At 54.4% G+C, this 18,563-nt stretch carries 21 protein-coding genes and 8 pseudogenes; 8 read left to right on the top strand and 21 right to left on the bottom strand.

The window, feature by feature from the left end; genetic code table 11:
* Positions 1-411 precede the first annotated feature (411 nt).
* Complete coding sequence (locus PGX04_RS04795) at positions 412-669, top strand: hypothetical protein (protein ID WP_273737459.1); 258 nt, start codon at positions 412-414, stop codon at positions 667-669.
* On the opposite strand, the gene PGX04_RS04790 is transcribed toward PGX04_RS04795, so the two are convergent.
* From PGX04_RS04790 to PGX04_RS34400, 17 genes and pseudogenes are all read right to left on the bottom strand, one after another.
* Positions 670-1,053, bottom strand: a complete 384-nt coding sequence (locus PGX04_RS04790) for a type II toxin-antitoxin system VapC family toxin (RefSeq protein ID WP_273737458.1) — start codon at positions 1,051-1,053, stop codon at positions 670-672.
* The gene (locus PGX04_RS04785; RefSeq protein WP_226777904.1) at positions 1,043-1,267 is read right to left on the bottom strand and encodes a ribbon-helix-helix domain-containing protein; all 225 of its coding nucleotides are present in this window, start codon (positions 1,265-1,267) and stop codon (positions 1,043-1,045) included. Before PGX04_RS04785 ends, PGX04_RS04790 begins: the two co-directional genes overlap by 11 nt.
* 253 nt (positions 1,268-1,520) lie before the next feature.
* A pseudogene (locus PGX04_RS04780) lies at positions 1,521-1,730 on the bottom strand (HalOD1 output domain-containing protein); the annotation flags it as partial.
* 34 nt (positions 1,731-1,764) lie between these two features.
* Positions 1,765-1,929 carry a DUF7563 family protein gene (locus PGX04_RS34410; protein ID WP_425498432.1) on the bottom strand — a complete coding sequence of 55 codons (165 nt, stop codon included), beginning with the start codon at positions 1,927-1,929 and terminating at the stop codon, positions 1,765-1,767.
* Complete coding sequence (locus tag PGX04_RS04775; RefSeq protein WP_273737457.1) at positions 1,922-2,107, bottom strand: hypothetical protein; 186 nt, start codon at positions 2,105-2,107, stop codon at positions 1,922-1,924. Before PGX04_RS04775 ends, PGX04_RS34410 begins: the two co-directional genes overlap by 8 nt.
* Positions 2,107-2,427 carry a DUF8118 domain-containing protein gene (locus PGX04_RS04770; RefSeq protein WP_273737456.1) on the bottom strand — a complete coding sequence of 107 codons (321 nt, stop codon included), beginning with the start codon at positions 2,425-2,427 and terminating at the stop codon, positions 2,107-2,109. Before PGX04_RS04770 ends, PGX04_RS04775 begins: the two co-directional genes overlap by 1 nt.
* A 119-nt stretch (positions 2,428-2,546) precedes the next feature.
* Positions 2,547-2,891: a hypothetical protein gene (locus PGX04_RS04765; RefSeq protein ID WP_273737455.1), complete on the bottom strand. Its 345-nt coding sequence runs from the start codon at positions 2,889-2,891 to the stop codon at positions 2,547-2,549.
* Complete coding sequence (locus tag PGX04_RS04760) at positions 2,891-3,355, bottom strand: hypothetical protein (protein WP_273737454.1); 465 nt, start codon at positions 3,353-3,355, stop codon at positions 2,891-2,893. The genes PGX04_RS04765 and PGX04_RS04760 overlap by 1 nt, the downstream gene beginning before the upstream one ends.
* Positions 3,352-3,996, bottom strand: coding sequence for a hypothetical protein (locus PGX04_RS04755; RefSeq protein WP_273737453.1), 645 nt, complete (start codon positions 3,994-3,996; stop codon positions 3,352-3,354). The genes PGX04_RS04760 and PGX04_RS04755 overlap by 4 nt, the downstream gene beginning before the upstream one ends.
* A gap of 124 nt (positions 3,997-4,120) precedes the next feature.
* The gene (locus PGX04_RS04750) at positions 4,121-4,468 is read right to left on the bottom strand and encodes an SWIM zinc finger family protein (protein ID WP_273737452.1); all 348 of its coding nucleotides are present in this window, start codon (positions 4,466-4,468) and stop codon (positions 4,121-4,123) included.
* A gap of 460 nt (positions 4,469-4,928) precedes the next feature.
* Positions 4,929-5,246: a DUF5615 family PIN-like protein gene (locus PGX04_RS04745; RefSeq protein ID WP_273737451.1), complete on the bottom strand. Its 318-nt coding sequence runs from the start codon at positions 5,244-5,246 to the stop codon at positions 4,929-4,931.
* Positions 5,247-5,251: 5 nt separating this feature from the next.
* Positions 5,252-5,545 carry a DUF433 domain-containing protein gene (locus PGX04_RS04740; RefSeq protein WP_273737450.1) on the bottom strand — a complete coding sequence of 98 codons (294 nt, stop codon included), beginning with the start codon at positions 5,543-5,545 and terminating at the stop codon, positions 5,252-5,254.
* Positions 5,546-5,603: 58 nt separating this feature from the next.
* Positions 5,604-6,237: pseudogene (locus tag PGX04_RS04735) on the bottom strand (IS6 family transposase).
* Between the two features lie 54 nt (positions 6,238-6,291).
* On the bottom strand, positions 6,292-6,750 hold the full coding sequence (locus tag PGX04_RS04730) for a hypothetical protein (RefSeq protein WP_273737449.1): 459 nt from the start codon (positions 6,748-6,750) through the stop codon (positions 6,292-6,294).
* A gap of 418 nt (positions 6,751-7,168) precedes the next feature.
* A pseudogene (locus PGX04_RS34405) lies at positions 7,169-7,312 on the bottom strand (VOC family protein); the annotation flags it as partial.
* 197 nt (positions 7,313-7,509) lie between these two features.
* The gene (locus PGX04_RS04725) at positions 7,510-9,105 is read right to left on the bottom strand and encodes a PQQ-like beta-propeller repeat protein (protein WP_273737448.1); all 1,596 of its coding nucleotides are present in this window, start codon (positions 9,103-9,105) and stop codon (positions 7,510-7,512) included.
* Between the two features lie 32 nt (positions 9,106-9,137).
* Positions 9,138-9,395 (bottom strand): DUF7344 domain-containing protein, encoded by a 258-nt coding sequence (locus tag PGX04_RS34400; RefSeq protein ID WP_425498431.1) that lies wholly within the window; start codon positions 9,393-9,395, stop codon positions 9,138-9,140.
* A gap of 174 nt (positions 9,396-9,569) precedes the next feature.
* Here PGX04_RS34400 and PGX04_RS04720 point away from each other — a divergent pair, with 174 nt between their 5' ends.
* The 5 genes and pseudogenes from PGX04_RS04720 to PGX04_RS04700 all read left to right on the top strand — a co-directional run bounded on the left by PGX04_RS04720 (position 9,570) and on the right by PGX04_RS04700 (position 12,001).
* On the top strand, positions 9,570-9,767 hold the full coding sequence (locus tag PGX04_RS04720) for a hypothetical protein (protein ID WP_273737447.1): 198 nt from the start codon (positions 9,570-9,572) through the stop codon (positions 9,765-9,767).
* Positions 9,768-9,855: 88 nt separating this feature from the next.
* The gene (locus PGX04_RS04715) at positions 9,856-10,143 is read left to right on the top strand and encodes a PadR family transcriptional regulator (protein ID WP_273737446.1); all 288 of its coding nucleotides are present in this window, start codon (positions 9,856-9,858) and stop codon (positions 10,141-10,143) included.
* A 494-nt stretch (positions 10,144-10,637) separates the two neighbouring features.
* Positions 10,638-10,828, top strand: a pseudogene (locus PGX04_RS04710) (hypothetical protein); the annotation flags it as partial.
* A gap of 297 nt (positions 10,829-11,125) precedes the next feature.
* Positions 11,126-11,488, top strand: a complete 363-nt coding sequence (locus tag PGX04_RS04705) for a hypothetical protein (protein ID WP_273737445.1) — start codon at positions 11,126-11,128, stop codon at positions 11,486-11,488.
* 219 nt (positions 11,489-11,707) lie between these two features.
* Positions 11,708-12,001 carry a HalOD1 output domain-containing protein gene (locus PGX04_RS04700; protein WP_273737444.1) on the top strand — a complete coding sequence of 98 codons (294 nt, stop codon included), beginning with the start codon at positions 11,708-11,710 and terminating at the stop codon, positions 11,999-12,001.
* Positions 12,002-12,035: 34 nt separating this feature from the next.
* Here PGX04_RS04700 and PGX04_RS04695 read toward each other — a convergent pair.
* The 4 genes and pseudogenes from PGX04_RS04695 to PGX04_RS34395 form a co-directional block, all read right to left on the bottom strand.
* A pseudogene (locus PGX04_RS04695) lies at positions 12,036-12,273 on the bottom strand (DUF7692 domain-containing protein).
* Between the two features lie 711 nt (positions 12,274-12,984).
* Positions 12,985-14,397, bottom strand: coding sequence for an alpha/beta hydrolase domain-containing protein (locus tag PGX04_RS04690; RefSeq protein ID WP_273737443.1), 1,413 nt, complete (start codon positions 14,395-14,397; stop codon positions 12,985-12,987).
* Between the two features lie 274 nt (positions 14,398-14,671).
* Positions 14,672-15,307: an IS6 family transposase gene (locus PGX04_RS04685; RefSeq protein WP_273737442.1), complete on the bottom strand. Its 636-nt coding sequence runs from the start codon at positions 15,305-15,307 to the stop codon at positions 14,672-14,674.
* A 338-nt stretch (positions 15,308-15,645) separates the two neighbouring features.
* Positions 15,646-16,777 (bottom strand): annotated as a pseudogene (locus tag PGX04_RS34395) (IS630 family transposase).
* 104 nt (positions 16,778-16,881) lie between these two features.
* Between PGX04_RS34395 and PGX04_RS04670 the strand changes: the two are divergent.
* Both PGX04_RS04670 and PGX04_RS04665 read left to right on the top strand, forming a co-directional pair.
* Positions 16,882-17,557 (top strand): annotated as a pseudogene (locus PGX04_RS04670) (IS6 family transposase).
* A gap of 255 nt (positions 17,558-17,812) precedes the next feature.
* Positions 17,813-18,487, top strand: a pseudogene (locus PGX04_RS04665) (IS66 family transposase); the annotation flags it as partial.
* Between the last annotated feature and the right edge of the window lie 76 nt (positions 18,488-18,563).

Here is an 18,563-nt window from a genome sequence, read left to right as displayed (position 1 = left end):
GAGCATTGATCCAAACTCACTCTACGACCTGCTCACCTCTCAAACTGCGCTAACTAGACGGTGCCCCATTCAGCATCTTTTCTTTTTCCTTACTCATGGCTGCCATCGGGTACCCCCATTCCAATAGGTGTTTCCGATGATGCCTAGTATCGTTCAGTTCGCACATGTAGTTACCAAGTCACCGAACTCATTTCACCCAATATCTGAATACAAAGAAATCGCACTACCAACTACTGGTTGCAAGCGTCCCTCTGGTTCGCTGTATCAGGCTTCGGCTTCAATCTCAAGTGATTCGTCTCGCCGACTGCGGAGCGTGTTCGGTGATGTTCCTGCGATATCGGCGATATCATCAAGTCTGACCTCATCGTGGATGCGTCGGAGATCGAAGCGGCTACAGTGGTCAGCTCGGATATGACCGTCGATCCCGAAGGTGGTATTGATCTAACTGCCGAGATTGATCTTCAGGGTGCAAATCCTGACACAGTGACAATCGTTGGTCTCTTCTACGACGTTCAGGGCCGCTTCCGTGGGGCCATATCATCGTTCAAACAGAACCCAGCAGCGACTGTCGCGATGAGCGCAGGAACAATATCAATCCGAACGCCGCCGAGCCTCCAAGGTCAGCAGGTAGACTCTCACAAGATCGTCGTTCTTGACGGATTCATCTAATCAATATTCTCGAGGGTCGATATGCTCTATCTCCTCGATATCTGGATAGAGCGTATCGGTCGAAACGATCGGTTCGCCGAGCATGTCGGCCGTCCCGAGATGGACTGCATCGAAGACGTTGAGCTTCTCGTATCGCTTTCGCAACGTCGCCGCCGCCTCCATCACGTCGACAGTCAGCGGGACAAGGTCAACCCCTTCGTCGACGATCGCTGTGTGGGCGTCCGCGAGTTGGTCCCGATCCCATTCACCCTCCATGACGTACTGGACTTCAATTGCTGTCGCAACCGACGTTTTCGGCTCCTCAATCGCTTCGAGATCGACGCTGCTTGCGAGCCAGTCATCAGTTTTCAGGAGCGCGAGGATCGGATCCGTATCAAGATACACGTTTGCGCTCCAGTCGCTCGCGGATATCATCGCCGGCCTGCTCTGCGGTGAAGTCATGCAGTCGGGCATGGCGTTCTTCGCGAACAACGAGGCGAGCACCGTATCGAAGCGCCTCGGAGCGGGAACTGAACATACCTTCTTCGACCAGTTCGTCCAGTTCTTTTACCAACTCCGGCGGCATGGATACTGGAACTGACTTTCGATCACTACTCATGTCTATACCATCGCTACACAATCGTATAAAGTTCTCGGCTATCCTGTTGGCCTGCAATAGACTACATACACACAGTCATAATCATTTCTCGGAAACGGATCATAGAGTTTTAACCAACAGAAGTCGCATTCTTCCACGAGTGTTGGTTAACAGTAGTTGGTAATACGGTTTCTTTATTCAGAACTCAGAGTGAATCAAGGCTAAGACAGAGTCTACAGTTTGAATGACTCACTGCTGCTCGAGCGTTCTTATCTCAGGTGGCGCGAACGAGCAGCATCTTCTCGGTGAGTTTGACGTCATACTCACTGACCGAGAACGCGACCGACACCAATTCGCCGGTTGTGACGAGCCGATCGAGCGCCTCAGGGTCGATCGTATCGGATAAGATGATCCCGTAGGTTGGTCCCAGCTCGGTTGACGGGCAGTTTTCGAGACTCGCGATCGCTTTGATAATTGCGATGCTCGGCGGCGTTTCCGACTATTCGTATTCGATTTGCTTAGTTATCATGATTCACCTCCTCCGCTAGCCCGGCACCTGCTCCATGATATCGCTCGCGTTGGGATCGGCAGTTCGGACAGGCGTGGAGCGTTCCGGTGTTGTCCGCAAACACACGCTTGTATTGTTCTGTGACGTGCGCGCCACAGTTCGAACACTCAAGCATTATCAGGCCCCATGTCCGTCTGCTCGTACATGGTAATCGTCGTCTCGAGTTCGGCGATTGCATCTGCGAGAGTCAACGGTTCGGCCAGGTGCTCCTCGAGCGTTTGCAGATCGGCCAGCACTGCTTCGAGTTCGGCTTGCACTTGTTCGTCAGACCAGTTGTCGGTAGACTCGCTCATCACGACTCACGCTCCGGGCAGCCGGGCGCATGCGACAGGTTGTCCCGTCCACCGAGTTCGGTCAGCAGCTCGCGTTCGCAGTACGTACACCGGACGTACGTCTTCCCACCCTGTTCCGGCGGTTCGACATGCCGCGTGTATGTCGATTTCTCGGACTCACTCTGAGTAGCCTCGGCGGCTCCGGTCCCGCCATCGGGAACCACCCGCTCTGTACGAGCAGTCATCTTGGCTTCCGCACGCAGGCGCAGTTCTCGGCCCGTGTCAGTTTCGTAGTGTTCTGCTCGCTGTACAATCTGTTTTAGCTCTCTGAATCGGCTCATCTGTCAAACCCTCCACCCCTCTCAAGGTGGGAACAACACCACGTGCTGTCACGGTCGTCGTCACTGGTCGAAGCGGTCGCTGTGGAGCCTGCGATGGGAATAGTCCAGGAAGCCGAACCTCACGTCTCGTCTTCGCTCGGATCCACACGTCTAATTTGGCCGACCTGTCCGTGAGCACCAGCCAGTACCAGCGAAACGCGCTCGAGCATCGAGATGTCGGTCACAATCGTGTTCCCATCCTTCTGGAGGACGACCACACCGCTGTTATGGACCCAGACAGAGACGCCGATGCCCCAATGATGCCATCGACCCGGTGAGAGTGCTCTCGATGGGAGTGAGAGACTCTCGTCACCACGATCGGTCGCCGCTTGAACGCCCTGGCGAAGCGCCCACACTTGCGATTCGGTGAGTGCGTCTTCGGATGCGTCAACACTATCGACGTACGTCAGCAGATCGGCTATCATCAGACTTCACCTCCGATGATCCGGTCGACCTCAGCCAATTCGCGCGCTTCAGCAGCCTCATCCTCATATCCCACGTCAGTTGCATAGCGCTCGAGGACGGTCACGGCTCCGTCGTCGTCCGTGGCTGCTCGTTCGAACAGTTCTTCAAGGACAGCAACGACCACACGATTGGCGACCTGGCGGCCGGCATCAGCTGCTTCACTCTCGATGCGACCAAGCCGTGACTCGGGATACGCGTAGGTTTTCGAGGGCCTGGACTTCAGATTTGAACAGTAGACGACATCGAACACGCGATCGTCGTTGGTTGTGTCGAATCGCGAGTTTCCGTAATTATCGAGCAGATTGTAGTTGTTTGCCTCGGACCACTCAGCTACGGTCTGGCCAGTATCGGTGATCACGTGCACTGGTCGTCCCTGTGCGAGATCCAAACAGACGTCACCAAGTTTGATTGACTGTTCGCTCATCGGCTCACCTCGTCGTCACTAAGCGTGCGAGCAAGCGTTACGGCTTGCTGTTCAATCGGCTCGTGGTGGGCGTGTCTGGCGTTCAGAAGAGTAAGGTGCGCTCCAAGCCCCCACAGTTCTGCCCGATGAAGTTCGTCAGCAAACTCCGTGAGAACGTCGTCAGTCGTCTGGCGACCATCGATGAGCGCGTTAATCCGAGCTGCAATCCGCTGAGGGATTGCGTCTCGGCAAGAAGGATCTCGTCCTGTGTAGTCGGCCATCGTCTCGACGAGTCCCGCAAATGCCTCGACACGTCCGTCGACCGTGATGTCCCACTCTTCGAGGTCATCCTCGTCGACGGCGTACGTCACAGCGTCGGGTTCCTGTCTCTCGAGGAGAGCCTCGAGAGCCGCTCGCTTCCAGCTGCGGTAATCGCGGAAGCTCCAGAACGTGGCGAACTCTTCGAGCGTCTCGATCGAGTACTCGATTGAGATGTCGGCGCGAACACGCTCAGTCGTCTCGTCACTATGGTCAGTGATCCGAGTGACCGGCCCGCTAGCAGTTGCGAGGAACCGTCGTGGAAGTGGCGTTGTCTCACCGATAGATTGCGCTTCATCGGGTGTCTTCGCTGGCTGTGCTGTCGTCTCGTCTGCTCGTGACATCTGTGAAACCCTCCATCCCTCTCGAGGGTGCAACAACACCACGTGCGGTACGTTCGTGCGGATGCTGGTCGACTCTGGCGAAGTTACCCCACGATTTGGTGCTATTTTCACCTCGTGGGGTAACTCACGGCGCCGGTGGATTCGCTGTGGCCTGCAACCCGCAGGCCTCGAGTTCGTGGATCCGCTGTGCGTTGCGTGCAGCCTCGAGAACGGACGTTCGGATCGCGACTGCAACCCGATGTTTGCATGCACCCTGGTGGTGTTCGTCTGCTGGACACGGACAGCTGTGCGGCAAGCCGTCCTCGATCGTGACCAGATACTCGTGGTCCTCGGGATTTGCGTGACTGGCGTTGCGAACGAGGACGCCCTGCGTGACAAGTTCGAACTCGAAGGCTTCGTACTGGGCTCGCTGGAGCGTCCGCTGGGTCGGTTCAAGTCGCTCGATCGGATGTGCTGATGGTGATATTGACATAGACCTGGAGGAACTACCGTTAGACTGGTCGATCGTGTCAAGTCACACGCTCTCGCAGTCGGAGCAGATCAGTTGAACGCCGAGGTTACAGGCAGTTTCGCAGTTGTGCGTGGGAACAAGACCGAACTTCCCGCAGTAGTCACAGCTCGTGTTAGTGTGCTCAGGGGCGCCGAACACGTCGAAGCGGGACTGCTCGACGGTCGAATCAGACTCGGTAGTGAACTCAACGGCGAGTGGTTTCGTGATCCGGCTGGCAGTTTGCATCGTCTTTGAACCCTCTACCCCTCTCCGAGGGGGCAAACAACGCCACCGGCTGTTCAAAGAGAGCGGGCGTCCGAAGAGTGAGCGTCAAGCAATAGGGAAAGCCCGGCCCCTGGAGGAAGATGGGAGGCAGTGGGTTGGAGTAGGTTGGAAACCATGCACAAGAAACGTCACACAGCCCTTGAGGACAACCGGTTCGTTAGACCCAGTCACTCAGGAACTCGACAACGTCATCCAGCGTTGGATACACTTGGTTCACCTGTTCGACCGTCCGCCTCACCTCACGCGGGGCCATTTGTTCATCGCAGATAAACACCCCCGCATGATCGCTCATTGCTGAGAAATCTTTCCGATCGTACGTGAGGACACTTCGCTCCGCCTCCTGGGCTGCTTCGAGGACTGCAGTATCTGGTGCTCCTTTCTCAAGCACCTCTTCAACCTGAACGATATCGTGACCAGCGGATTTGAGTGCTAGAACATGTGCTGGGCGGACATTTTCATCGGCCAACAGACGCATGAAGATTATGCCTCTTTTCCTGCCTGAACAGCGTCCGGATCTCTCGGTCGCTGTTCCCGTATCTTCAGGAGTGTGTCCTGCTCTGTGCGTTCGATCTCACGGAGTTCCTCTGGATTATCAAACGCGTAGGCTAATGCAGTATGGACATCAGCGACAGTCACGCCCTCATAATTCGACGCGATCTGTTCGGGCGCCTCTCCACCTTCGTACTGGCGATAGACGTGGATCACACCGATTCGTGTCCCTTCCAACCGAGGATCACCACCGAGGACCTCCTCATCCCTTACGATTGCTTTCATTGTTCTAGTGTACGAGAGACAACGGCTTAAGTCTCCGGACTGGTCACACGGGCATTGTTCAGATTAGCTGGTTCCAGCAGTATGCGTAGCTCTGCAACCATGTTTCAGCGGATGCTGGATCGGTATTTCTGAAGCAGTTTCCGAACTGAGTAGTACGTCGTTTTATCTCTTTGAATAGACGTTCGACGGCATTCCGATTTCCATGTTTTTCGTATCGAAATCGGAGCCCAAGGTGATGGAGTGCAGCTTTAAGCCACGGAGCTGAATCGACGAGAAACACGGCGTCTTGGACATCGTGTTTCTCTCTCACCTCACTCAGAACATCTCAGTAAGTGCGGTTGTACGCGTTAGATAGAGTTTGACGTGGAGAAATTCGTTCGTTTCGGATTGACAGCAGCATACAGCCAGTAGCGCTGATCGTCAAGTTGGATCACAGTTTCGTCGAGCGCAACGTGATCGGGCTGGCTTCCCGTTGTCGGCTGTAGATTGGCTTTCTGTACCCAATTATGGATCGTCGATCTCGCCCGTTCGACACCGAATCTCTCTAAGACAGAAACAGTATACGAAAGTGATAATTCCGATAAATGGAGCTGGATACTTAATCGCATCAGCTCGCGCGGTGTCGCCTCTCGCTCCACAAAATCTAATTGAATGCCGCTACTAGAGCCGTTGAGGCGGCTGAATTCGGGCATGGACACCTAGAATTCTGACCGCCTCGCTTTTCAGTCCTTATCTGAACAGCGCCGTCACACGACCGGCTTTGGTCCGCGTGACGAGAGAGAGATCTCGCCGTTCTCTCGCTCGTCTTCTGTCACCAGGTCGTATTGCTCCTCGAGATCTCTACAGACGGTTTCTGCGACCTCGAGTGCGTCCTTGAGCGTTGGGACTTGGGCTTCGATCGAGCCCCAGTCCGGGTTCACATTCGGGTAGACGGCCACCTGGTAGGTGTCGCCGAAGCGGTCGTGCCAGCTCGACGATGGCTGGTACACCACTGTCGGTGCGATCGTTACCTCCATCGGTGTCGAAAACGTCACCTCGTCGACGATGAACCGAACCAACGAGAGGATGCACTGGCGCCGTCCCAGTGCCCACGAGCGGACGCTCCCCTGCTCACAATCCCACGCTGCGAATCGCTCCTCGATGCTCTCCGACGTCTCGAGTGCCTGTGCGGTCGCCAGTCGACTGACTGATTCGTGTATCGACATCTCTTGAGCCCTCTATCCCTCTTAGAGGGGCGAACAACACCACCGGGCCGATGCGTTGTCGTGTCACACCTGCTCGACGACCAGCTATGAACCGTGTTGCCGATCTCACCCACAGTCCGAACAGACGAGGTCAACGTTTCGGATCGTGTCTTTGTCGCAAGCCCCCGTCGTGACCAGACCATCTGTCCCACAGCTGTCGCACCTAGTTCCAGAGCGGGCCGCAAGAGCCGGCAGTTCACCGTGAGGATCGTGATCAGGTTTCTGGAACAGTGGATCGTCTCTGGTCTTGAACTCAACGAGGGTGTTATACAACTCTTCGCAATGGTGTTACTCTCAGGCAGTAGAGACCGTATCAGCTGCTCAGTGTATCTGCGAATTGAACGCTCCGGGTTCTACATCATGCGACCAAGAGAGAACCCTACTCCTCAGTGAGGTCTGGATACGGTACCTCCCAAAGATGATCGTCGGGATCGGCAAAGTACCCGGAGTATCCGCCCCAGAAGACCTCCTAAGCTGGTTTGACAATACGGCCGCCGGCATCCTCTGCTTCGTCGAGTATCGTCTGTCTTTCCCTTCAGGAACGCGAAGCCGATAGTGCTCCCCGTCGTTGGTGCCAGTCATGGATTGGCTCTGCAGCGGTCTCGCGATAGTTGGTTAAGTTCTCGAGCTGGATTACCGCTGGAGCATGGTGCTAGGCGAATCTGACAATCTCACGGGTCGCCATGTTGGGTTAATAGGGTTAAGCCCTAGCAGTTGCTGTTACTCGTCCGGCTCAGTTGTTGGAGTCCGACGGCGGAGCCACTCGAGACCGAGCGCGCCACTGAGTACACTCGCACCAGTAGTGAAACCAGGGACACTATCAGCATTGATATCTCCCTCGTCGTCTTGACTGCTATTCTGATTCTGTTCCTGACCGTCGCCGTTGAAGTCGTCGCGATCAGTACTATTGTCGGAGCCATTGTCCTGGTCTCCACTACCACTGTCATCGCTATCGGAGTCTCCATCGCTACCAGACTCGTCACCGCTCATTTCGCCGGACGAATTCCCGTTACTGCCATCGGCATCGTCGCCGGCGCTATCGTCATCATCACCGCTGGAGTTATCGCCAGGATCGTCACCGTCATCGTCGCCTGAACCGTCTTGCTGGGAGGACCGAACGGCGACGAGACGCTCACCTCCCTGAACGTAGAGGCCGTTTTCACCAGCGGTGAACGTCTCCGAAATGCTCAGCTCGTCGAAGGTGTCATCAGTGACCGCCCATTTCTCTGCCCCATCGTGAATATCGAAACCGGTGATCGAGTTCTCGTTATAGTAAAGTCTGGCGTAGACGATCGCAGTTTCGCCGGCGATCTGTAGGTTGTGGTACGGGTCAATTCCACCAGGCTGGTGGGACCACCCGTCGCCTGATATGTTATATCGCCCGCCGCCAATCGTGACATCACCCGTACTGGCAGGAGAGAGACCTACGTTGAGCGCGCGGAACGTCCTGAGGCTCTCGTCTGGATTAAACGTTAAGTCGGGGGAATAATTACTGCGGGCGTAGATGGTATCGTCGGTAACGATCAGTCTCCCATAGTTGCTTCCCGTCTTCAGGACGACCCAATGAGTTTCTCCGGAATGAGCGTCGAGCACGACGAAGGCCTCGTGTTCCTCATCCTCGGGAGTTGTGTAAATACGATCATCTTCGATTGCCACTGGCGTCGGTTGGAACTCGTAATCCCTTGTGACGTAATTTCCTGGTGGCTGATCGGGGTCTTGTGCGTCCACTCCGACAGTCTCTTGCTTCCACTCGAGATCGCCGGTATCGGCATTGAATGCATAGAGCTCGCCGTCAGCAATGACGTAGACGGTTCCGTATGCAATCGCCGGGCTGGTCATCTCCGGTTCAGCCTCGAACTCGGCCTCCCAGATAAGCGAATTGTCGTCGGCATTAAGCGCGGTCAGCTGATCACCGGCGACATAGACGACCCCATCTGAGACAGCGGGCGTTCCAGTCGGATTAAACTCCTCGTCTTTCTCCTGAAAGCGGCGCCGCTGCCACTCAAGCGTCCCGTCTTCAGCGTCAAGGACGCGGAGATCGTCCGAAGTTCGCAAGAATACGCGACCGTTCGAGACTGCGAGATCGCCGGTCGCATCATGTGTCCAGGCGACGGTATCGGGTTCAGGGAAGCTGTCCGTGGCACTATATGCGCTGTTGGCGGCGTTTCCACGATAGGACGACCAGCCTGGCGTTTCCTCAACTGGCGTTGGACTCTCATCGGCCGTTTCATCCCCTGCCCCAACAGAGGCAAATACCCCACCAGCTGCGAGTGCCCCACCACTTGCAATGAAAGAACGTCTCTGCCAATTAGACATACTTCCTACGAGTCAGACCACCTATTAAGTTCTTAATGTACACTTTCACGATTTAGATACACGGAGTCCTTCTCTTGGGAATATTCAAGGAGATTCACTTCCACCATCTTAGGAATATGAGAATGATAGAGATCCAAATAGATCTCTTTCACATCTTCTCCTGAAACTTGAAGAAACGTATCAACATCGTATTCTAACCGTGCTACTTCGTCGGCTAAGTCGGCGAGTGCCATCGGAGTGTGATATCTCTCAAGGCAATACAGGGCAAATCGCCGCCGTTCATGCGACAAGATATTAAATAGAACATCATTGGTTAACTGATCATCTTCATCGGCCTGGGAAATATCATCAAGCGTGTAAGCGTTGCCATGATAGGGGCTATTATAATATTATCGGGTTATATAACGGAGTGTCGTGGGAAGCGGATAGAGGATAAAACGAGGGACATCACCTACACTGAACTAATGACGAGTGACAAGCCTGACGCACTGTCGATCCTGGCAAATCTCACTGGTTATCCTCGAGACCGATTCGAATACATGGACAAGATACGCGACCGCTCGGGGAGGGAACCAACGCCGATCGTCGACTGGGAACAGGAGGGCGCGTGGGACGATCTCGACGCGAGTGAGCTAGAAGACGATCCAGACGATGCAGACTGACAAATCCGGAGTCGTCTAAATCTCCTACCATGGCCGTTCCCCGTGCTGTTTTCGACACTCTTGTATTCTGATAAAACACCGAACAAATATGTACGATTTGACGGGATTCCAGCGTGACCTGCTGTACACGATCGCCGGCCAGGACAACCCACACGGACTCGCACTCAAAGAGAAACTCGAGCAGTACTACGAAGGCGAGATCCACCACGGCCGGCTCTATCCAAATCTCGATACGATCGTCGACAAGGGCCTCGTCGAGAAAGGCGAAGCTGATCGACGGACAAACGTCTATACGCTCACGGCTCGTGGCCGCCGCGAGATCAAGGCGCGTCGCAAGTGGGAAGACCAGTACGGGGGCGAGCTCCTATCAGAGTAGCAGACGATCGACACAATGGGCCAACAGACGGCTCCTAACCCGCGTCTATACCCTAATTCCGGTTCTTTCAACGCGATCTCCCGAACCTCGTAGACGGGTTCGTACTCCGACCCGGATTTCACGATCAACTCATAGCGCTTGAGTTTCGGGAGCCATCCACGCAGCGTTCGATCGTGGTACTGGGTTGTCCGCGCGCTCACAATACGCTTCATACACTCCACCGCTTGTCGCTGGATGGAATCCGCCATGACCTCGAGTACGAGTCGCTGGTCACGAGATAGATCTGAGAGTTGGGAGCGAACCACGGCCTGGTCCGCGTCGGGTTTCGAGTCGTCGATCACAGCCCACGTGACTCGGTTGGCCAAGCCGTTTGCGGTATTCCGAACGCTGTGAGAGAACAACGCGATCGCGTCCCAAGCATCTGAATCCGAACACCGGGCGATGTACTCGAGCTCGCCGCCACCGATCACGCCGGGTTCGACGCCGACGCTCGCGCGTTTCTCGAGAATTGGGCGATCGAACACGCCGGGAAAGCGACACTCACGCCTCGAGGGGACCGAAATCGTGACTATCTCGAGGGACTGGCGGCGTTAATCGACGACGTAGCCGGCGGCGGAGTTCGGCTTTCGAGCGGGATATCGTCGTTTCGGCGGATGCAGTGCGGAGTCTGGGGACGGTTCGGTAGTAGGTGGTGTTTTTTGCGCGCGTGGTCTATAGGCCCGTCTATCAATCTGTTCTCAAGGCGGCACATCGGCTGTAATCGAACGTACTCGAGTCGGCGCTATTCGACCTTGAGAGCTCTGTCTCAGTGAGGACGAAGGAAGAGATGTGACCTCGCGTCAGAATTCTCCGCAGGTACCAACGAATCACGAATGAAACAGTCACTCTGACTGATTATATTTAGAATTCGACTATAATAGTGCCTAATACGCCCTGTTTCGGCACACCTAAAACTCACGAGCTACATGATTCCAATTGAAGTATGGAACTAACAGTAACCCGCGGGATAGCGTTGAACCGTCCGGCAAACCCGCCGATACGTCTCTCGTTCGGGTTGTTCTGGCTGGTTGATCTCGTCGCTACAGTGTTCCTCTTTCTCGTTCCGTACGCCACCGAACTTAATCCGATCACGACCAATTTCTATGAGCTAATCGGATTGCCCGGTGTCGTTCTTGCGGGAAGTATCTACGCCGCCGTGGTCGTCATGATCGGGCACTATCTCTCGAAACCATATGATGCACTGTTCGCTGTCGGAGCTGTTCTCGTGTACGCCGTCTGTGCGACTAACAATATCGTCCTCCTCATGAGCGGGGAGCCAGTCGTCGAAACGCTCGTCATCGCTTGAGCGAACCCTTAGAAAATATCGCCGATCACGATCTTCGCCTGCTCGGTCCCGCGGTGATCACCGTGGAACCGAGCAAGCGAAAATCTCGATTGGCACTATCTGCTGAATAAGTGATTCTCTTCGACCGTAATCACTCATTTCCCTCCTACTCAGAATATGTCATGAAAACTGTTCAGAGGCCGATGTCTGACGCACGTCATTAGAGGAACGTCTGGTTTTATGTATTGGTTCCTGACATCGGAGGTTGTGCAACCCAATCAATCACTCAGTCTGAAGATCGTAGACAAAGTCGCCGAACGTGAAGGAGTCCAACCCGAAGAGCTCAACCCACCGATCCACAACGCGATCAACACGGACGCACTTGACTCACTCTATGACGCACGCGACTCCGAGAGGAATCCGTCCACAATCGAATTCGTCTACAAAGGCTACACGGTGACTGTCGATAGTACAGGCGACGTGGATCTCGAGAATCGTGTCGCGGCCCTCGAGCCTGAGAAAACCACAGTGTGACCCGCTCTGAGCCCCGGAGCTAAAATTCGATCTCTTAGTAGTCGGTCTCAATGACTGTCTCAATAGTGGCTTCGAAAGCCACTGCTCGAGTCGAAAGCGTCTCGGCGATCTCTCAGCGCTGCTCGAGGACTTGGCGGGGAGGCCTAGATGAACTTCGGAACGTCATCGGAGGCACTCACCACTGCTTTCGTCTTGTTGCAGTCGTAGCAGTCAGCTGCACGTTCGATCGCGTCTCGTCGGTATGCGTAGTCGCCGTCGGTTCTGATTCGCATCCTCGTATACACGACCCCCGAAATCCTCGTTTTTGCGGCCAAAAGTTTTGCTGAAGACTCAATCTCATCCAAGAGAATAGTTCCTGTTGCACCAGGACTTGTTTTCGTAGCCAGATCCAGCACTTCTATTGTAGCGCCTTGATAGTCAGGGACGAAAACCTTAATTGCCTCTGTTGCTTCTTCTTGCGTGATTTCCGTCCAATACTTCGGTGAGAATTGTTTCTTGGCTTTTGCATATTTGTCTCGGTTCTTAACAGCCATATCCCGAGCGGCACTCTGAAATCTTGCAGCGGATGCGTCGCCATCTTGACACCAGGCGATTGGCGACTGTATCCCAGTGAGGGTTGCTCCAGTTTTGAGTATGTCCCTCCGTGTTCTTTCGAATGCCATGTAGTATCATGCACCTCCCGGAGCACTTTAAACTGTCCAGTAGTTTACCATCTGTTATGTGGTATATTTGGTCTAATTGCCTGGTGAGATTAGAGTAGATGTCCTTGACACGATCTCTGTCTCGTTGAGCCTCGGTCTTAAAAATAGAGCCGGTGAATGTAAGGATAATGTATCTTTTTAAACCCTGTAGTTGTTTGGAGAGAGGGGTTTTGTAGTCAAGGCATGAAGGACTATAGTGGGAGTACAGAGGGAAGTCAAGTGTGGTAACAAACCTCCAGTAGACATGAATAAGGAAACTGGGTTGGAGGTAGAAAATTATATCTAGACGGTTACATCAGCCCTCTGCGCCCTACGGAGCAGATCCATCGCATCATCGACTAACAGGTATCCTGAATCAACTGTTTCATCAACAGCACACTCTAACTCCTCAATGTACGCCTGTCGGTCAGAGTACAAGCTATTGATCGTCTCCTCCTCAAGACGGTGTGTACTCCCGTAAGTACCACAGCTTATGTCATAGTAGACCAGCGGCACATCAAGCACAGGAAGCCTGAGACCGCCTTTCGCGTTCCCATACTGATCTCTTGCAACCGTCACAGAACCATCATCAGCGACCGTCCGCTCAATTCGCGGGGCGCTCGGCGGAGCCTCACCTTCGATAAGCCAATCCTGCAACTGGTCCATCGCTGCCCGATACGCGTACCGCATTGGGAAGTAATTCACACCGCATACATCATAGCTAGTCCCCGGATCTCCTTCTGCGCGTTGACCGTACTGGCCGGCGATCATTCGATTCCACGGCGGATTGTCTTCGCCGAAGTCTCGCGCATCCATCGCCTGTGCCCAATGCACCAGCCAGTAATTGATGTGGGATGCACCGGAGACCTCCCAGAGCCGGAACAGGCCAGAGTCTTCCCGACGTACCTGGTTGGCTTCGCTTTCGCTCATCACCCACATCACCGGGGCAAGATCATCCCAGATATCGTCCTGATCTGCCGGCGTCTCTGCTGTCACGAACGGCAGGAAGCCATCTATCAGGTCTTGCTCAGCCTGGATGTTATTGATATAGTATCGAAGGTACTGCGCGGACTGTGACATCCCTGTGGCGACAACCCGCTCCACGTCTAAGTCGCGTAACGGGGCATTGCTCTTTCGTTTCTTGCTGGTATGACCGGGCTTCGAATTTGAACTCCTTGTCAGTGCCTGAATCGCTTGGGCGAAGATATCATAGGAGTACTCGTCGCCCGGGTGGTGAAGGCTGCCGTACCGATCAGGTTGTGCGGTCTTCAAGTCCTGATCAGTATGCGAGTCATCGACCCCTACCTTCTGTGATGAGGCGACCGCGAACGCGTATCCTTCGCGCATCGCGTAGTCAAACGTATTGATCCACGTGACAGGTGCGTCCCGTCCGGTAGAGACGTTCGGCCACTCGGCAACAAGTGTTCCGTTGAAGCCACGATCGTATGCTGGCCGATAGATGAGGACACGTGTCCGGTAGGGTGCGGGTTTCTCTGATGGACTCTCTCGTTGATCGATGGGGTACGGGTTAACAGGTCCGAGCGGTCGGGCCTTCCCTTGGACGAAGTATTCTTCTTCGATGTATCCGTGTTCGCTTACGTCATGGACGGCACCCGTCATCGGTTGGCCGGAGAGCGGCCCCATTACTTTCGGAGCTGGTACCTCGTCTTGGTTCCCGGCTGTAGCAACTGCTGAGAACAGTGAGCCAGCAGTCATAGTTGCTAGGCCGCCTAATACTGTGCGGCGGGTGGATCCCCAGGTGGACTGCTTTGCTGTCTCTGTGTCGTCACTGGTGCGATTCGATTGGTCCTTATTCTCGTCTTGCTTGGTATGATTTACCATTCCTTAGTCTAAGATAATTATCAACAGGATGTATATTAAGTAAAAAGCTACTACAGCTTTTCCCGGTAACTGAGGAAATTGAGGTATATCTGGGCAAACCTCGAAGAGGAATCAATCATGGCTGTAGGAATTGTCTATACGGTCGTGTTTAGTTTGTAGCATTGTGCCAGACGGCGAAGGCTTGGAGCCACGATTCTGCTGTTGATGGTTGTGCATGACTAAAACAATTTGAGAACGAAGAGGTACGTCGTTTTATCTCACGAAAGACACGTTCAGAACTGTTCCGATTTCCATGTTTTTCGTATTGAAATCGGAGTCCAGATCGACGGAGTGCAGTCTGGAAATTTTTTGCTCCATCGACGAGAAACACGGCATCGTCGAGGTCATGTTTCTCAGTGAGTTCCCGCAGGAACCGTTCTGTCAACGCGGTCGTAGTCGTCGAATACAGCCGTATATGGAGGATATTGTTCGTTTCTGGATCGACAGCAGTGTACAGCCAATAGCGATGGTCGTCGAGTTGAATCACCGTCTCGTCAAGCGCAACGTGATTCGGTTCCTCGTCAACCGCTGGCTGTAGATCACATTTGTGAACCCAATCATAGACTGCCTTGCGACTGCGCTCGACACCGAACTTCTCTAATTCTCGAACGGTATTCGAAAGCGAGAGACCAGCAAGATGGAGGCGAATACCGAGCTCCATTAGCTGACGCGGTGTCCGCTCTCGCTCCACAAAACACAAATCAATCCAGTCGCTACACCCGCTGAGACGGTCGATTTTTGGCATGGACACCACGAAATCGTACCGCCTCACTTTTCACGCTTAACGAAACAGCACCTCTGTTCTTCACCAAGCCCTTTTCCCCGGTCAGAACGAGATAGAGGATAGATCACTACCAAAGAATTATACCGTCTTCATGAGATGTCACAATTCCTGATGTCAACAATCACGATTGACACATTTGAGGTGAAAAATTACAAACCTATTCGCGATTCGGAGCCAATCAATATCGGTGACATGACGACGTTCATCGGGAAAATGATGCTGGCAAATCGTCTTTTCTCGAAGCTCTCCACATCTTTCTTGAGGGGGCACCGTCTAGTACTGTCCCAACCGTCGAGTGACTAGTTCTCAGCCTCCTCGATAGTCGGATAGAGCCGGTGTAGTTTCGTTCGAGCGTCCTCGTTTGTGAATTGCCAGTTGATCGTGACATTCAACTTATTGCGCTCAGCTTCCCACGCAGCGACCTCCGACTGGAGGGTCGCTGCGTTCGGAATTCGGCGGTTGAGACACTGGGTCTGGAGCGTGCTCCAGACGAGTTCGGCCATATTCAGCCAACTTCCGTGCGTGGGCGTGTAGTAGAACTCGAAACGATCGAGATACTCGCGTGCTTTCTCGGGCGGGAAGAACCGATAGAAGGCAGCCGGATTGTGCGTGCTGAGGTTGTCCAAGACTACCCGGATGCAGACCGCATCCGGGTAGTCGTCGGCAATCGCCTGCATACAGTCGATCCATTCACAGGTCCGCCGTCGTTCAGTCACATGGAGACGACACCGGCCAGTTAACGGCTCAGTCGCCAGGTGAAGCATTCGTTTCCCATTGCGTTCGTAGTGGTGATCTGTTCGAGCGACCGCTCCCGGTGACGCCGGGAGCGGGTCGCGGACGTGCTTGCGAAGTTCCTTGCTGGACTCGTCGAAACAGATGACTGGACGGGTCTCGTCGTACGGCTCTTCGTAGAGAGAAAGGATCGTTTCCATCCGATAGACGAACTCTGCGTTCTCTTTGGGCGGAATAAGCCAGTACTCAGAGCGGTGTGGCTTCAGGTCGTTTTTTTAACCGCTGTCGGACGGTTTCCTCGGAGATCGAGTCGAACTCGATCTCCTCGAGGGTAACGAGGCGGTCAGCAAGAAGCGCGTACGTCCAGCGAGTTCGGCCTTCAGGAGGCTCCGAACAGGCAAGTGCGACGAGGTGGGCTTCAGCTCGACCGTCGAGTTTCGGTTCGTAGTCTCGGTTGGGCTTGCGGCGGTGGATCGCCGCAAGCCCTCTCTCAGAGTACGCTTTGCGTGTGCGATAGGGCGTGGCGATCGAGCAATCGAGGTGCTCACAGATCGTCGGATCTGTGAGCCCCTCGTCGACCTTCAGGAGAATTTTTGCTCGGGTGATCGCTTCGGCTCTGTGTTCGCCTTTCGAGACGAACTCCCTCAGCTCGTTCCGCTCCTCGTCAGAGAGATCGACAACGTGCTTCTTTCGTCCCATGTGTATAGAGACGCTCTCAAAGGAGATAACCTAGACTGTCCACGTTTGGGACGGTACTAGTTAGCGCGGTTTGAGAAGTGAGCAGGTCGTAGAGTTGGTTTGGAATGACGCTCGCAGACCTGCTCAGCGAGAGCTACGCGGCGGAATTTGATGAATGTTGGGAGCGTGAGCGGACGGCGACGCCCGTCAGGGCGTTCGCCGTCCAGCTCCACGCAACCTTGTTCGCTTCGAGAGACACAAGCAATTCTTCGCTCACTCGGCGTTGAACGCTCTCATCAAGCAATCTGGCACTGGGTACATCGGCTGGCTGACAGCGTACCAGACCCGCCGACGGCTTCGCCGTCGCGGGTCGCGGTTGATGAAACCGCTGTCAAGATTAACGGCGACCGATCTTGGATGTACGCTGCAATAGACCTTGACACAAAGTTCATCCTGGATGTCGCACTCTTTGGTCGGCGAGGCACCGATCCAGCTGCTGCGTTTCTGCATGGACTTGCCGAGAAACACGATCTCTCCGAGGCCGAGTTTCTCGTCGATGGTGCAGGCTATCTGACTGCCCTCTCCCGAGTAGGGTTGAGCGGTCACCTCGACTATGTCGATCGAAACCACATCGAAAAGTGGTTTCATACTCTCAAAATACGGGTTGACCGCTTCCATAACTCATGGGTGGGCAGTCGGGCGAGTGTCAGAGAGTGGCTTGAACAGTTCGTACACTACTACAACACACAACGACCACATCAGTCACTCAACAGACAGACGCCAGCAGAGGTGCTAAACTAGACAGTGCCCTTGAGGGAGACAAACCGTCGAACGATCATTTTCATAAGCGAGAAGCTGAGTCCATCTCTTTCATCGCGAGGCTCGCAGACGTACCATCTGAACTCAAAGACGGACTGACGGAAGATTACCTCCCTGACGGGGACGAAGAGTTCACGATCAAGAAGGAATTCATGAGACGAGAGGGAACGACGCCCGGAGCCGAAACCTACGTCAATGAAGAGAAAATGGCTAAAGGGGCGGTTATCGTGGATGGAAGAGATCCAAGACGCTGACGTGGTTCACATTGACGAAACAGGCGTCAAACGCAACGGTGAGCAAGCGTGGATCTGGACGTTTAGGACCCGCCCAGCACACGTTGTACGCGGTCAGAGAGAGTCGTGGGAGTGATGTTCCCGCGGAAGTCCTCGGTGAGGACTTCGCGGGAACGGTCATTTGTGACGGATGGACGGCCTATCCGGCCTTCAGCAGCAATCTCCAGCGGTGCTGGGCACACATTCTCCGAGAAGCTGAAGACGCGGCCACGAAGCAGGACGAGGCGGTCCCGATCTACCGTGATCTCAAACAGTTGTACGTCGGACTCCAGACTCGGCTGGAGACCGACCTGTCGCAGCGTGAGAGAGCAGAAACCCACCGGATAGGATGCAGAGGGCTAGAAGAAGTGATTGACCAGTCAGTGCCCGACGGACCAGTAGCAACTCTTCTCGGGAAACTTGAGGGGACTCGACTACTGGCTCACCGACGAATAACGCCGCAGAGAACGCACTTCGTGAACCGGTCGTGTTGCGGAAGATCATCGGGACACTCCGGAACGACCAGGGGATGTTCGTTCACGAGACGATCTTGTCCCTGCTGGCGCCACGTCGCCAGCAGGGACGCAACCCCTACGACGAATTCACGCGAGTTGTCCGCGATAACAAGATGATCTCATGAGATCAGGTTGCGCCGGTTGTCGAGCCTGCGGGGTAACACGTACGATATTCGTAGGATCGACCGCAGTATCTCAGTT

This window comes from Natrinema soli (assembly GCF_028618695.1).
Note: the sequence above shows the minus strand (reverse complement) of the source record. Positions and strands in the feature narration are given on the sequence as shown.

Excerpts from the sequence above, each read along its gene's own strand:
- PGX04_RS04745 (WP_273737451.1), bottom strand. The coding sequence starts at position 5,246 with ATGCGTCTGTTGGCCGATGAAAATGTCCGCCCAGCACATGTTCTAGCA.
- PGX04_RS04775 (WP_273737457.1), bottom strand. The coding sequence starts at position 2,107 with ATGAGCGAGTCTACCGACAACTGGTCTGACGAACAAGTGCAAGCCGAA.
- PGX04_RS04750 (WP_273737452.1), bottom strand. The coding sequence starts at position 4,468 with ATGTCAATATCACCATCAGCACATCCGATCGAGCGACTTGAACCGACC.
- PGX04_RS34410 (WP_425498432.1), bottom strand. The coding sequence starts at position 1,929 with ATGCTTGAGTGTTCGAACTGTGGCGCGCACGTCACAGAACAATACAAG.
- PGX04_RS04760 (WP_273737454.1), bottom strand. The coding sequence starts at position 3,355 with ATGAGCGAACAGTCAATCAAACTTGGTGACGTCTGTTTGGATCTCGCA.
- PGX04_RS04720 (WP_273737447.1), top strand. The coding sequence starts at position 9,570 with ATGACGAGTGACAAGCCTGACGCACTGTCGATCCTGGCAAATCTCACT.
- PGX04_RS04690 (WP_273737443.1), bottom strand. The coding sequence starts at position 14,397 with ATGACTGCTGGCTCACTGTTCTCAGCAGTTGCTACAGCCGGGAACCAA.
- PGX04_RS04785 (WP_226777904.1), bottom strand. The coding sequence starts at position 1,267 with ATGAGTAGTGATCGAAAGTCAGTTCCAGTATCCATGCCGCCGGAGTTG.
- PGX04_RS04700 (WP_273737444.1), top strand. The coding sequence starts at position 11,708 with ATGTATTGGTTCCTGACATCGGAGGTTGTGCAACCCAATCAATCACTC.
- PGX04_RS04730 (WP_273737449.1), bottom strand. The coding sequence starts at position 6,750 with ATGTCGATACACGAATCAGTCAGTCGACTGGCGACCGCACAGGCACTC.
- PGX04_RS04770 (WP_273737456.1), bottom strand. The coding sequence starts at position 2,427 with ATGAGCCGATTCAGAGAGCTAAAACAGATTGTACAGCGAGCAGAACAC.
- PGX04_RS04740 (WP_273737450.1), bottom strand. The coding sequence starts at position 5,545 with ATGAAAGCAATCGTAAGGGATGAGGAGGTCCTCGGTGGTGATCCTCGG.
- PGX04_RS04755 (WP_273737453.1), bottom strand. The coding sequence starts at position 3,996 with ATGTCACGAGCAGACGAGACGACAGCACAGCCAGCGAAGACACCCGAT.
- PGX04_RS04725 (WP_273737448.1), bottom strand. The coding sequence starts at position 9,105 with ATGTCTAATTGGCAGAGACGTTCTTTCATTGCAAGTGGTGGGGCACTC.
- PGX04_RS04795 (WP_273737459.1), top strand. The coding sequence starts at position 412 with ATGACCGTCGATCCCGAAGGTGGTATTGATCTAACTGCCGAGATTGAT.
- PGX04_RS04705 (WP_273737445.1), top strand. The coding sequence starts at position 11,126 with ATGGAACTAACAGTAACCCGCGGGATAGCGTTGAACCGTCCGGCAAAC.
- PGX04_RS04715 (WP_273737446.1), top strand. The coding sequence starts at position 9,856 with ATGTACGATTTGACGGGATTCCAGCGTGACCTGCTGTACACGATCGCC.
- PGX04_RS04685 (WP_273737442.1), bottom strand. The coding sequence starts at position 15,307 with ATGCCAAAAATCGACCGTCTCAGCGGGTGTAGCGACTGGATTGATTTG.
- PGX04_RS04765 (WP_273737455.1), bottom strand. The coding sequence starts at position 2,891 with ATGATAGCCGATCTGCTGACGTACGTCGATAGTGTTGACGCATCCGAA.